This is a genomic window from Lacicoccus alkaliphilus DSM 16010 (genome assembly GCF_900142805.1).
GTDB classification, from domain to species: domain Bacteria; phylum Bacillota; class Bacilli; order Staphylococcales; family Salinicoccaceae; genus Lacicoccus; species Lacicoccus alkaliphilus.
On sequence record NZ_FRCF01000003.1, the window covers coordinates 47772 to 61749 of the forward strand.

General features: G+C 47.9%; 11 protein-coding genes. 5 read left to right on the forward strand and 6 right to left on the reverse strand.

The features are described from left to right. Nucleotides 1-9: 9 nt before the first annotated feature. The 4 genes from BUA12_RS04925 to BUA12_RS04940 form a co-directional block, all read right to left on the reverse strand. A complete protein-coding gene (locus BUA12_RS04925) occupies nt 10-687 on the reverse strand; it encodes a DUF421 domain-containing protein (RefSeq protein ID WP_084669945.1) in 678 nt (225 codons plus the stop codon). A gap of 169 nt (nt 688-856) precedes the next feature. Beyond that, the gene (locus BUA12_RS04930) at nt 857-2080 is read right to left on the reverse strand and encodes a metal-dependent hydrolase family protein (RefSeq protein WP_072709024.1); all 1224 of its coding nucleotides are present in this window, start codon (nt 2078-2080) and stop codon (nt 857-859) included. A 20-nt stretch (nt 2081-2100) separates the two neighbouring features. Then, complete coding sequence (locus BUA12_RS04935; RefSeq protein ID WP_072709026.1) at nt 2101-3249, reverse strand: hypothetical protein; 1149 nt, start codon at nt 3247-3249, stop codon at nt 2101-2103. Between the two features lie 207 nt (nt 3250-3456). After that, nucleotides 3457-4044: a protein-L-isoaspartate(D-aspartate) O-methyltransferase gene (locus BUA12_RS04940; protein WP_281248123.1), complete on the reverse strand. Its 588-nt coding sequence runs from the start codon at nt 4042-4044 to the stop codon at nt 3457-3459. Between the two features lie 121 nt (nt 4045-4165). On the opposite strand from BUA12_RS04940, the gene BUA12_RS04945 reads away from it, so the two are divergent. From BUA12_RS04945 to BUA12_RS04955, 3 genes are all read left to right on the forward strand, one after another. After that, complete coding sequence (locus BUA12_RS04945; RefSeq protein WP_072709030.1) at nt 4166-6430, forward strand: ATP-binding cassette domain-containing protein; 2265 nt, start codon at nt 4166-4168, stop codon at nt 6428-6430. 42 nt (nt 6431-6472) lie between these two features. Next, nucleotides 6473-6652: a GrpB family protein gene (locus BUA12_RS04950; RefSeq protein ID WP_245772754.1), complete on the forward strand. Its 180-nt coding sequence runs from the start codon at nt 6473-6475 to the stop codon at nt 6650-6652. Between the two features lie 195 nt (nt 6653-6847). Continuing rightward, complete coding sequence (locus tag BUA12_RS04955; protein ID WP_072709034.1) at nt 6848-7630, forward strand: CHAD domain-containing protein; 783 nt, start codon at nt 6848-6850, stop codon at nt 7628-7630. A 241-nt stretch (nt 7631-7871) separates the two neighbouring features. Here the strand turns inward: BUA12_RS04955 and BUA12_RS04960 are convergent, their stop codons facing one another. Both BUA12_RS04960 and BUA12_RS04965 read right to left on the reverse strand, forming a co-directional pair. Next, nucleotides 7872-9359, reverse strand: a complete 1488-nt coding sequence (locus tag BUA12_RS04960) for a bifunctional ADP-dependent NAD(P)H-hydrate dehydratase/NAD(P)H-hydrate epimerase (RefSeq protein ID WP_072709036.1) — start codon at nt 9357-9359, stop codon at nt 7872-7874. Between the two features lie 20 nt (nt 9360-9379). Continuing rightward, on the reverse strand, nt 9380-11311 hold the full coding sequence (locus BUA12_RS04965) for a fructose-1,6-bisphosphatase (protein WP_218587332.1): 1932 nt from the start codon (nt 11309-11311) through the stop codon (nt 9380-9382). A gap of 275 nt (nt 11312-11586) precedes the next feature. Between BUA12_RS04965 and BUA12_RS04970 the strand changes: the two genes are divergently transcribed. Beyond that, nucleotides 11587-12771 (forward strand): cystathionine gamma-synthase family protein, encoded by a 1185-nt coding sequence (locus BUA12_RS04970; RefSeq protein ID WP_072709040.1) that lies wholly within the window; start codon nt 11587-11589, stop codon nt 12769-12771. Nucleotides 12772-12796: 25 nt separating this feature from the next. Continuing rightward, entirely contained in the window at nt 12797-13969 is a 1173-nt protein-coding gene (locus BUA12_RS04975; RefSeq protein ID WP_072709042.1) for a M24 family metallopeptidase, read from the forward strand. Nucleotides 13970-13978: the final 9 nt, after the last annotated feature.

The window sequence follows — 13978 nt, forward strand, 5'->3', positions numbered from 1 at the left end:
GTTCCCCCGTCATTTTGTCTGGATATAAAACCCTTCAGTCTCATTCCACTCTGCTATGAAGATGTCCTTGATACTGGCTCCGGCATCTTCTTCGATATTACGCTTCAGCCAGTCCTCGTCGAATCCTGCAGCCTTGAGTGCCGTGTACTCGATCTCCCCGCCGTCTATGAACAGATATGAAATCGAATTTTCCCTGTAGTCCGTCATCACCTGGCTGCGGTTCGGCGGTTCTTCATCAGCATATCTGATGATGGAGAGCAGGCCGCTCGTTTCCATGATCGCGTGCTTCACCTCACGCAGTGAGAATACGCCCTTCATCCTGAGCAGCTCCCTGACCTCATCTACGTCCATATTATTCCTGTCCAGTACTTTCTTGTCGATTTTCCCGTCGTTGATCAGCATTTGAGCACTCCCTTTGGTCAGTCTCCTGAAACGTTCATTCTTCATGGCGAACCTTTCAATCACATAAATAAGCAGTGCCCAATAGCCCAGCATCATCAGCATATGGTAAAAAGGGGTATCCGTTTCATAGAGGGATTCTTCGACAATGCTGCCTAAAATCAAGGCATATACAAAGTCGAGCGGTGTGATCTGGGCCAGTTCCTTCGGTCCAAGCAACCTGAGGATGATCATCACACCAATCAGCCCTGCGGTCAATTTTATGAAATAAGACATGATATCTTCCATTCTACATACCTCCGGATAAAATTGAGTTTCAAGTTTATAATTTTTATGATTTCCATTTCATAGAAACTAATACCCGGTTTCCAAGGTTAATAACTTTTCCATAGCGTTAAGCGGAGGATATAAAAAAGCCTGTTTGTAATAAAATTACAAACAGGATGAGGGAGTTAATTTATATTGTGTTTTTGAATACTTTGCCGTCTTTGGCAACGACTTTGATTGCATCATTGTTTTTCAGTATACCGATATCGTCAAGCGGATTCTCTTCAGTCAGGATGAAGTCCGCGACATAATCTTCCTTGATCAGTCCAAGATCTGTGTAGCCCATGCATTCGGCAGCAGTTTGGGTGGAGGCGACGATTGCATCCATCGGTGTCATGCCGCATTCGACCATGAGTTCGAGTTCACGGAGATTGGTCCCGTGTTTGAAGACGCCCGCATCGGTGCCCATCGCGATTTTCACACCTGCTTTGTAGGCCCTTGTAAAGCTTTCCCTATGAATTTCAATGACTTCCTTTGATTTATCGATGGAGGTCTGCGCCATGCCGAGCTCATCGGCGAACTCCAGCACAGAGACCGGCGCAAGGAGTGTCGGGACAAGATAAGTGCCCTCATCCTTCATCCTCCCGCATATTTCGTCATCCAGATAAATGCCGTGTTCTATCGAGTGGATGCCCGCCTCCACACATTGTCTGATACCTTCCAGGCCCTGGGCATGGGCCATCACTTTCACACCATTCCTGAACTGTGCTTCTTCAACAATCACCTTCAATTCTTCGAGGGAAAATTGTGTGAATTTCGGATGATCCGTCGGGCTGGACACCCCGCCTGTCGCGTGGACTTTAATGACATCCGCACCGGCCCGCAGCATTTCGCGTGTTTTCTTCCTCACTTCCTCCACCCCGTCACAAACACCGGAGGGCATGCCGGGATGAGGCTGCAGCAGATCCGCCACCACGCCTGAATAGTTGTATCCGTCGCCATGCCCGCCTGTGATGGTCAGGGCATTGACACTGATCTGCATCCTCGGGCCATCCACCAGACCGTCCTCAATGGCCTTCTTCAGCCCAAGATCACTGCCGAGCGCATCACGTACCGTCGTCACCCCGGCATTCAGGACGGTGTTCAGATACTTCGCCGCTTCATAGAAATTATAGGAAAACGGTGTGGTGAGACGCTGTTCAAGAGGCTTCAGCTCCATCATCATATGGACGTGTGCATCGATCATACCCGGCAGCATGTAGCGTCCGCCGCCTTCAATCACCTCTGCATCACCGGCATCGGAAGCATCCAATGATTTGAACCTGCCGTCTTCTATCAACACGTCCGTGTTGATGATATTATCCGAACCTGTACCGTCGATCAGATTGATGTTTTTAATTAAAAGTTGACTCATGTCAATTCCTCCCAGTTATATTAAATCATGTTCATGATGATGCTCGCTACGAAAATAGAAGCTACGGTGACTGTGACAAAACCTCCGATCAGCATCGGTGTCACCAGCTCCTGGAACAATTTATCCTCATCTGCAGGATTGTTGGTCGCACTGCGGGCCACTTCCTCACAGATGATATAGTCCGCCGGGAAACCGAGCAGGGCTGTCAATGCCACAGGCATGCCTTTATAAGGATGCCACCCGACAAGTTTTGAAGCGATGTAACCGCCGGCAAGTATTCCGAATGTACCGATGGCGAGTATGGCGAGGACGCTCGGAATATTGCTGATGACGTCCTGCGGTGTGACATCAGCCATCGTACCGATGATGACGAAAATCAGCGCCACCATCATGAAGCTGAATGAGTTTGCTGATACAAGCACACTTTTCGGAAAGAAGCCCATATTCAGGGCCAGTATACCGAGGATCAGACAGAATATCGTGAAATGTATGCCGGTGACATCACCCAGGAACACACCGACCGCAGCCAGAAGGAAGACGAAAAACAGCTTTAAGATGCTGTTCTCCATGAATTTGTATTTTACAGGCGCTTCCTCCAGGGACACTTTGGCCGTGTCTTTGACATTCACCTGTCCGGTCATGAATAAATGGCCGTATCGCTTCATGAAGAAGGTGGAGATCGGCATGCCGACGATACCCTGGAACGCATAAACGAGCACAGGGACGACCACCAAAGAACTGAGCCCCAGTTCGGTCAGTCTTTCATTCGTGATCAGGAGCGCCACGACCCCGCCGGACAGCGGGCCCACGCCACTTGCAGCCGTTGTGAAGTCGAACATCAAAGTGACCAGTACCAGCACCAAAGTCAACGCGCCGAGGAGTCCCGACAAGGCGATCACGACGGCTTTCCATTGTGATTTAAGTATATCGAAACGCATGAGTGTCCCCATATGTACGATCAGTGGACCGATTAATATCGCACCGAGGGCAGGGAGTGTGGATAATTCCAGAATGTTTTCAGGGAACACCCCGACCCATGTAAAGATGAGGAAACCGAGCATCGCAGTCATCAAAGTCGGAATGCGTGCCCGGGTCAGGACAGAAATATATTCACCGAGAGCAAGCAGGGCAAATATGGCGACCGTTGCTATAATGGGTTCTTGCCACATATATAAAACTCCTTGTTTTTCAATTTAATGAATGCATTATACAAGGAACGATAAAAGAATAATAGTTATATTCAGAAAAAAATAAGTTTTCCGTCAAAAAAAGCGTTTTCTTTTTATACTGGAGCACCGTATGTAAATGAAACCTGGTAAATGATTCCCTCAATTGTAAGTCATTTACCAGGTTATCAATCAATCCCAGATCACCAATCAATCAGTATCTTTTTTGAATTTCACGAACATCACATGTTCGAATGTCGAGTCCCTCATGTTGCCTTCTTTGTCCTTCTCGACCAATTTCAGTTCCTGGCCGGGAAGGCCCCCGACGGGGATCACCATTTTACCGCCGGGTGCAAGCTGATTGATAAGATTTTCCGGTATTTCTTCGGCTGCAGCGGTGACCATGATCTTGTCATATGGCGCATGCTTCTTCCAACCTTCGTGTCCGTCACCATAATGAAAGTATATGTTTTTGTAGCCCAGGTCCATCAACCTCTGTTTGGATGATTCGTGAAGCGCCCTGATACGTTCAACTGTATAAACCGAACGTGAAAACCTTGAAAGCAGTGCTGTCTGGAAGCCGGATCCCGTCCCTATTTCAAGGACTTTATCATCAGAGTCCAGTTCAAGTTTCAATGTCATGGAAAGCACCAGGGAAGGTTGTGAAATCGTCTGGCCGTGACCGATGGGGAGCGGCCGGTCGAGTGCCGCGAGCGTCTTCTGCTCATCGATGAAGCGGCTGCGGTCTAGCTTCATGAAATATCCCCTGATTTCCTCGTCACTGTATTTCATATCCATCACCTGCCTTATAGGAGATTTGATGCGTCATAAAACCTATACCCTCATCAGCCGGGTTTGATTTCTTGGTTTAATGTTAATATATAAAGAATGGATAAAATTATTATATGGGGTGAAACTGATGGATCATATACATATTAAAGGTGCGAATCAAAACAATTTGAAAGATATTGATGTGGATATTCCCAAACACAAATTGACGGTGTTCACCGGACGTTCGGGTTCGGGCAAGTCATCACTCGTGTTCAACACGGTTGCGGCGGAATCCGAGCGGCTGCTGAATGAAACCTACTCCACTTACGTTCAGAATCAGCTGACCCAGTACGAAAAACCTGACGTCGATCAGATTTTGAATCTTCCGGTGGCCATGGTCATCAACCAGAAGCGGCTCGGAGGCAATTCCCGCTCCACAGTCGGTACGATTTCAGATATATATGCATCCGTCCGTCTGCTCTGGTCACGTCTGGGCACACCGTTCGTCGGATACTCGACCATTTTCTCATTCAATAATCCCGGGGGCATGTGTGAAAGGTGTCAGGGGCTGGGATATGTGGAGGATATCGACCTGAATGAACTGCTTGATTTTGACAGGTCGCTGAACGAGGATGCGATAAGATTCCCGTCATTCCGTCCTGACAGCTGGCGGGGGAAACGTTATTTGTACAGCGGGTTGTTCGATAATGATAAGAAGCTCAGTGATTATACGGAAGAAGAGATGGAGACCTTCCTCTACACCAAGCCGAAGAAATTGAAAGATCCACCGGAGAACTGGCCGAGGACCGCAAAATTTGAAGGGCTGGTCCACCGTTTCAGGCGCTCTTTTTTATTGAACGATAACTTTGAAAAGAAGCGGTTTCTGACTGATGTGGAACGTGTCGTGACTTCGAGGAAATGTCCGGTGTGCAATGGGCAGAGGCTGAATGAAAAAGTGCTGTCCTGCAAAATAGAGGGTTTGAATATCGCGGATTTCACTGCCCTGACGATTGAAGATGCGATCCCCTTCCTGGAATCACTGGAAGATGAGAAAGCACAATACATCATAGAACCGTTGCTCAAGCAGCTGAAAGCTTTGAAGCACGTCGGCTTGAATTATTTGACGCTTGACCGGGAGACACCTACGCTCTCAGGCGGTGAGTCCCAGAGGATCAAGTTGATCAGACACTTGAACAGCCCGCTGACCGACCTCGTTTACATCATTGATGAACCGAGCATGGGGCTGCATCCCGAGGATATCGACAAGATCAATGACATCATGATTTCCATACGTGACAAGGGTAACACTGTACTGATCGTCGAACATGATCCGGATGTGATCAGAATTGCCGATCATATCATCGACATCGGTCCCGGTGCGGGGAAAGCCGGCGGTGAGATCACCTTCACCGGCACGTATGGTGAACTGCTTGAATCCGATACGGCGACCGGCCGTGCACTCGTTGAAAAACATGGGTTCAAAAAAGTGGGAGGTGATCTGAAGGACTGGCTACATCTTGAAGGTATCACGAAAAACAACCTGGATCATGTGAGCGTCGACATACCCAAACGGATGATGACTGTATTTACAGGAGTGGCAGGGTCCGGCAAGAGTACACTGCTCAAGGAAGGCTTGAAATCGAAGGAAGAAGTCATCTTCATCGACCAGAAGGGCATCCATGCATCGAACCGCTCTAACCTGTTGACCTATATGGATGTCTTCGATGATATACGCACCTTTTTCAGTCGGAAAACCGGACTTGGGAAAGGGATGTTCAGCTATAACTCGGAAGGTGCATGCCCTGAATGCGGCGGCAAAGGCATCATAAAGACGGAACTCGCATTCATGCCGGATATGAGTCAAATCTGTGAAGTGTGCGGGGGAACGAGATACCGGAAAGAAGTGCTTGAAGCGAAAGTTGAAGGATATTCCATTGCGGATATACTGGCCCTCACCGTTGAGGAGGCAGTGGAACTGTTCGAAGAGAACAAGACGGTCAGGGAGCGTCTGTATCATCTTACAGAGACCGGTCTGCAGTATATGACGCTCGGCCAGTCGCTGGATACGCTGTCCGGCGGTGAAATGCAGCGCCTGAAGCTCAGCTCCCACCTGGGCGGTGACGGCAGCGGGCTGATCTATGTCTTCGATGAGCCGACCACAGGACTGCATGAAAGAGACATACCGACCCTTTTGAACTGTTTTGAACAGCTGATTGAAGCGGGCAATACTGTCCTGATCGTGGAGCACAATCTGACGATGATGACACATGCGGACTGGCTGATCGACATCGGACCGGGTGCCGGGAAAGCCGGTGGACAGGTGTTGTACAGCGGTCCGCCGAAAAGTATCTTCCAAGTGGAGGAATCGTTGACAGGAAAACATTTGAAGCGTTATATCAGCGATGGAAAATGACGGGGTGAAAAATGATGAGGAATATCAGGGTGACGGATTATGATGAGCAGTGGCTTTATTTTATGGTACCTGGCTTTCAGGGATTATTTGGAATCTCATGAAGAAGCACGTGAACAGTATGGGAAGTTGAAAGAAGCCCTTGCCGAACAGTTTCCACATGATATCGACGGGTATATGGATGGTAAAGATGATTTCATCAAAGGACGGAACGTGCTGCAATGAATTGGTATCGTGAATGACGAGTTGAGAATACGGGGAATAGATATTTTATAACGCATAGTGTTATGAGCTTGTGAATCCTGACGCTATTGTGTTTCAAGGAATTTTAAAACTTGCGGAGTAATGCCCATAAAACGTTGGTATATAAGTGTAAACGGGAATGGTTCAATAAGTATCAACTGATGAGGGATGAGGAAAATGACTGATGTTAAAATCATTTTAGCCAAACGTGCGGGTAAAGTCGGACAGTCATACAAAGATTTTATCAACAACCCTTTCCAGGAAAAAACCGTGCATAAGCTGAGAGTGGATTGCCGTAAGCTCAGAGGAATTATGAATCTCCTTAAAAAAACCATGTATAAAGAAGACTACGAAAAATTGAACCAGGAGCTGAAAACCATTGCTTTGATGCTCAGTGATCTCAGGGAAATTGATGTACTGATCGGTCTGTGTGACGCAACGGCGAAACGTCATCCGGATATGAGTGATCATTTTCAGGAGATGTTCTTTTATTTGAATGATGAGCGTCTTAAGAAGATGAAGCAGTCACTGGAGGACATGGAAAAGGAAAACTCTGAAAGTAAGGTTGAGGACGTCATCTCAAGGATTGAAAAACTGGAATTCAAACAGGACTACAGGGCTGCAGCGGATATGGCTGCCTTCCTCCATGTAAGAATGGAAAAGAAATATCAAAAGCTGATTGCAGCCTATGATGTGATCGAGCTGAAAGATTATGAGCATGTGCATGAAGTGCGGAAAGATGCCAAGAAGTTGAGGTTCGGTGCCAGATACCTCGGTAAACTGACAGAGCTTGATCACAAGGCGATCAGTAAAGAGGCAAAAAAGATACAGGATGAATTCGGAGCAGTCACCGACCATCATGTGAATGCGGCAATGCTCGAAGATTATGCAGATGCAGCTGATGATGAAGCAATCGGGCATTTATTCTTAAAGATCAGTAATCTGGAATGGAGCAAATAAAGAAAACTCTGTACAGTCGAGTTAACTGTGCAGAGTTTTTTATAATCATCCGATTTGTTTCCGATTAAACAAGCCTTCAAATCGAATTCAGGCACGGGAATCGATTTGCGGGGCCTAATCTCCCGGTTCAAATCGAATTTAGGCTCGAAAATCGATTTGTAGAGTATTAAAAGCCTGTATAAATCGGAAATCGTTATGGAAATCGATTTGAGGCAGGGAAAACCAAAAATCAAATCGAAACCTAATTTCGAATTAAATGGAAGGTATGCCTGAGGTTGTCTATGAGATCGGATGCTGTGATGGTTTCGACGCCGATGCCCGCTTCCGATATATAATCAGCTGTAAAGCCGTGCATGTACACCGCACTGGATATCGCCTGCTGAGGTTGATCATAACGGCCGAGGAAGGCGGCAATCATTCCGGTGAGTACATCACCGCTTCCTCCTTTGGCCAGGCCGGCGTTGCCTGTATCGTTGATGAAGATTTCCCCCTCAGGCGTGGCGACCAGTGTGTTCGGGCCTTTCAATACTACATGCATCCCGTATTCCATTGCTATTTCCCGGGAAATGCGGAACCTGTTTTTATTCACTTCCCCCGAGGAGGAATCAATCAAACGCGCCATCTCCCCCGGATGGGGCGAAATGACGACAGGCGCTTGTCTCTTTTTGATTTGCATCTTTAACTGTTCCAGCCTCGTAAGGCCGTCGGCGTCGATGACGAGCGTGCCTTCATATTCATTGACCAGGTATTCCACGGTGCGTGACGTCTCGCCGTTCACACCGAGGCCCGGGCCGATGGCGATGACATCTTTGCCTTCGATGAAGGATTCAAGGTCATCTTTACGGTCGAAAAGTGTGGCTTCCGGAACATGATTCACTACAGATCCAAAAATATTTCCATGCGTATTCAATTGGGTCAGGCCTGCCCCGCTTCTCACTGCTGCGGAGGTCGTGAGCACTGCTGCGCCCGGCATACCGGCACTGCCAGCAATGATGCCGACTTTCCCGTGGGAGCCTTTATGGGAGTCATCAACTCTTGCCGGCCAGTGATTTTTTGTGTCTTCGTGCGACCAAAGCATTATGTTCGACTGTACGGTTTCATCGATCGCTTTCTTCGGTAAGCCTATATGAATCACTTTTGCCTCCCCGTAATACTTGCGTGCCGGGTAAGTATAATAGCTTAACTTTGGCAGGCCGATGATCAGTGTATAATCGGCCTGCAACGCATGTTCCGGTACCGGGGATTCATCTGCCGGGACACCACTGGGAAGGTCTACAGATATAATTGTGTTATCCATTTTGTCCAATTCCCCGAAAATTTCTTTATAGGGTGACCTGATTTCTCCTTTGATGCCGGTACCGAGCATCGTATCGACGATGATGTCCGCACTTTCTGCCACGTCCTGATCATATTGTGTGAAACTGAAACCTGAGTTAAGGTAAATGTTCATATGGTACTCTGCATCGCCCTTGATTTCATCTCTTTCAGGAATAACGCATACGCTCACATCGTAATCATTTTCCTGCAGCACCTTGGCGATGACAAAACCGTCCCCGCCGTTATTGCCGCTGCCGATGAGGACGCAAACCTTTTGCCTCCCGAAGTTTTTCATAATGTTCTTTGCGGCGACACGCCCTGCATTTTCCATCAGTATCCGGCCGTCGATGCCAATTTTTTCGATTGCGTATCGATCGACGGCTTTCATTTCTTCGCCTGTGACAACTTTCATGAATACACCTCCGTTACGAGTCAGTTTATATATCGGTACGCCAGCAGTTCCTTGAGTGATTTGATCTCTTCTTTCAATTTCACACCGATATTGGTATCGCGGACTTTCTTCCTCTCAAGTTCTTCATCCACGACCCTCCTGACAGAGAGTGCATCAGCCCCGTCCCTCAGCACCTTTTCCTTCGAATTGAAGTGCTGATGTGCCACCAGCTGCATACCGTAGGAGTTATATAGTAATGTATAGCCGGCGATGCCGGTCGTCTTTTGATACGCTTTTGAAAAACCGCCATCGATGACGAGCATCTTGCCGTTCGCTTTGATTGGGTCTTCACCGTCGATTTCCTTCACCGGCGTATGGCCGTTGATGATCCTCCCCTGCTCCGGATCGAGGTCGAATTCCTCGAGCATCTTGCGGCACATGTCGACATCTTCCCTCAGGTGGTAGTAAGGGTTCTTCTCTTCTTTATGGGAGGCTTTATCTGTTATGAAGTATCTTTCAAAGGTCGTCATGGCACGTTTGCCGAATAAAGATGAATACTTCCCCGTCCACAGATACCATACCAGGTCGGTGGCGAGATCATCGGTACTTTCTTTGTATGCAAAGGACTGGCGCAGGTAATTTTCAAACTTGTCGAGCAACTCCCGCCCCTTGAAAGACTCCCCATCGATTTCCATCGATTCCATATCACCATTTTCATTCACCGGGATACAGCCGTGGATCAGCAGGTTGCCATTATATTTCAAATAGAGGCTGCCCTTTTTCATCAGGAAGTTCATATGCCTTTTCAGCTTTTCGGACTGCTGGATTGAAAGGAGCAGTTTATTGATGACTTCCTCCTCCTCCGGAAGGAGCCTAGTCGGATCATTCCGGTCCACCGTCTGGAAGCATGTGTTTTCCAGTTTGTAAGTATTGCCGTAGACCGTCAGTTCATTGTCATCATAGTCGACTTTCTCAAGAACAAGACGTTCTTCCATCTCGAAGAATGGACGGCGCTTGATGATCGGCGCTTCAAGTTTGAACTGTATGATGGCGATCGCCTGGTGGATCTTCGTGATCTGGAGCTTTTCAATCCCCGTCAGTTCTTCGCCGGAAGTCACTTTAGGGTGGAAAGCCGGATTATCATCGTAATATTTTTCTGCGAGGTTCACGAGCGGCCTCAGGTTGATGCCATAGGCGTCTTCAATGATATTCAGATTGTCATACCTCGCACAGATCCTCAAAATATTCGCAAGGCATACTTTGGAACCCGCGTAGGCGCCGATCCACAGGACATCATGGTTCCCCCACTGGATGTCAAGGGAATGGTAGTCGATCAGAGTATCCATGATCTTATCCGGCTCAGGCCCCCGGTCGTAAATATCACCGACGACATGGAGGTGGTTGACGATCAGGCGCTGGATGGAATAGGACAGGCCTACAATCAGTTTATCCGCCTGCCCGAGCGAGATGATCTGTCCGACCAGCTTCTCATAATACGTCTTCTTGTTGGCATCCTCATCCGTTTTGTAAAGCAGCTCTTCAATGATGAAGACGAACTGCTCCGGCAGCGCTTTCCTCAATTTGGAACGTGTATATTTAGTGGATGAAAATGCAACCAGATCGATCATCCTGTGGATGGTTGCGATATACCACTCATCCAGGTCTTCCTTTGCCTCGAACTCATTTTTGATCAGCTGCAGCTTTTCTTCCGGGTAATAGATCAATGCCGCAAAGCTGCTGATCTCCTCCTCCGTCAGTGAATCTTCGAACAGTGCGGCGATCTTCTGCCTGACATTTCCGGACCCGCTCCTCAGCACATGCTGAAAAGCCTGGTACTCACCATGCAGGTCGCTGACGAAATGTTCAGTGCCCTTGGGCAGGTGGAGTATGGATTCAAGGTTCATGATTTCAGTGGCCACTTTTTCTTCATTATCGTATTTTTTGGAAAGCAGGTCCAAATATTTCGCTTTCAGATCTGTATCGTAAGTCTCAACCATATAAGACACTCCCATTTTATATTACTTTTCATTATACTAGATTTTCCTTGTATATAAATCACATATTGCTGAAAAACTCCGGGACTTCTGCAAGGCCTATTGAATAAAAAGTCCCAAGTGTAATACTCCTTTTATTTAATAATTATTCCATAGATGGTATAGTGAGGAAAAGGGGCCTGGCCACTTTTTTAACAGCACGAGAATTCAAGAATAGATAATATGTAAGCGTTTACAAAGGGGGAGTATGATTTATGAAACAGCAGGTGAACCGTGCAACGGAAGCAGTTTGGGCTGGTGAGAAGGATTACAGGGCACATGGTGCCAGTCAGGTGCCGGTGGTCAACAGTGTCTCTTATGATTATGAGGACCTGGATTACTGGTACAAAGTGTCGACAGGGGGAGCGGAAGGTTACATTTATTCGAGGAACACGAATCCGACGGTCGCAGCGTTTGAGGAAAAGGTGGCGGCTCTGGAAGATGCGGAGGCGGCAACGAGTTTTGCGACAGGAATGGCGGCCATCAGCGGAACATTCTATACTTTCCTGAAGCCCGGCGACCGTGTGGTGAGCATTAAAGATTCTTACGGCGGAACAAACAGGTTGTTCAGTGATTTTCTGCCGCATATGAACATTGAAGCGACGTTGTGTGACACGGATGATCATGAGGCGCTGGAAGAAGAGATCGGGAAAGGATGCAGGCTGGTCCATCTTGAATCCCCGACGAACCCGACGGTCAAGATCATCGATATAAAACGGATTGCGGAAGCGGCGCATGAAGCCGGGGCCCTTGTGGTCGTCGACAATACGTTTGCCACTCCAATACTTCAAAACCCTCTGGAACTCGGGGCGGACCTCGTCATTCACAGTGCCACCAAGTTTTTAGGGGGGCATGCGGATGCACTTGGCGGTATCCTGTGCGGCAAAAAGGAATTGGTGGCCGAAGTCTTCCACTACAGGGAAATCAACGGGGCGACACTTGATCCACATGCGGCATATATGCTTTTAAGAGGCATGAAGACCCTGGACCTGAGAGTGAGGAAGCAGACTGAAAACGCCGAGAAGCTTGTGGAGTATTTATCGCATCACCCTGAGGTGGAGGATTTATTCTATCCGGGTCTGGAAAGCCATCCGCACCATGATATCGCCAAGGCGCAGATGAGGGGATACGGCGGGATTTTCAGTTTTTCATTGAAAGGCGGTCAGGAGGCAGTGAGGAAAGTGCTCCCTCTATTAAAATATGCAAACCGTGCAGCCAACCTCGGTGCTGTGGAAACTACGGTCGGTCCGGCAAATACGACGAGTCATGTGGAATCCACGGAAGAAGAGATGAAAGCACTCGGAATTCCTTCAAGCCTGGTCCGTTATTCTGCAGGAATTGAAGATTTTGATGATCTGAAGAATGATTTGGCCCAGGCACTCGACAGCGTGAAAAACTAATTCCCTACAGAGGAGGAGAAAGTGCATGTTCTCCAAAAAAGAGTATAAGACAAGAATCAATAAGACGAAACAGAGTATGCTGCAGCATGGTGTGGAAGTACTGGTGCTCTCGAATCCTTCCAATATGTGCTATTTGACGGGATACAATGCATGGAGCTTTTATGTCCATCAGGCGGTCATCATCTGTATTGATGAAAAAGAACCGATTTGGATCGGACGTGGGATGGATGCCAAAGGGGCGGAACTCACGACATGGATGAAACCGGAGAATATCATCACCTACCCGGATGATTATGTCCAATCCTCCATCAAGCACCCTTATGACTTCATTGCTGAAGTGCTGATTGAAAAGGGCAAGGGTGACCGTAAAATCGGAGTGGAGCTGGATGCTTTTTATTACACCGGTAAATGCCATGAAAGGATGATGATCGGACTGCCTGAAGCGGAATTGAAAGATACAGGCAGACTGGTCAGCTGGGTGAGGCTCATCAAAAGTGATAAAGAAGTTGACTACATGAGGAAGGCGGCCTACATTGTCAAACAGGCGATGAGTGCAGCCTATGAAAAAATTGATGTGGGTGTACGGGAAAATGATGTGGCCGCTGCGATCTATAATGCACAGATATATGGGAGTGATACGTTCGGCGGAGATTATCCGTCGATCGTCCCGATGATGCCGACAGGGGAACAGACCGGCAGCCCCCATCTGACATGGACGGACAAGAAGTATGAAAAAGGGGACCTGGTGACGGTGGAAATCGCAGGTGCATACCGGCGTTATAATGTCCCGATGGCACGCACAATCTCCCTCGGAAAAGCCGAAGACCGCGTACTGGATGTTGGAAAAGTCGTACAGGAGGGCATCGAAGAGACATTGGCTTTCATGAAGCCTGGACATACAGCAGCTGAAGTCAGCAATGTATGGACGAATGTCATCGCCAAATATGGATACACAAAGGAGTCGAGAATAGGATATTCAGTCGGCTTGAGCTACCCGCCCGACTGGGGGGAGCACACGATCAGTATCCGTAAGCACGATAATTCGATATTGGAGCCGAACATGATATTCCATTTCATGCCGGGAATGTGGTATGACGACTTCGGCGTCTCAATCACCGAGTCGATTTTGGTGACGGAGACGGGAATTGAGAGATTGACCGACTTTGATCGTGAAATTTATGAGAAGGATGTCGACTAGGTCGGTTGA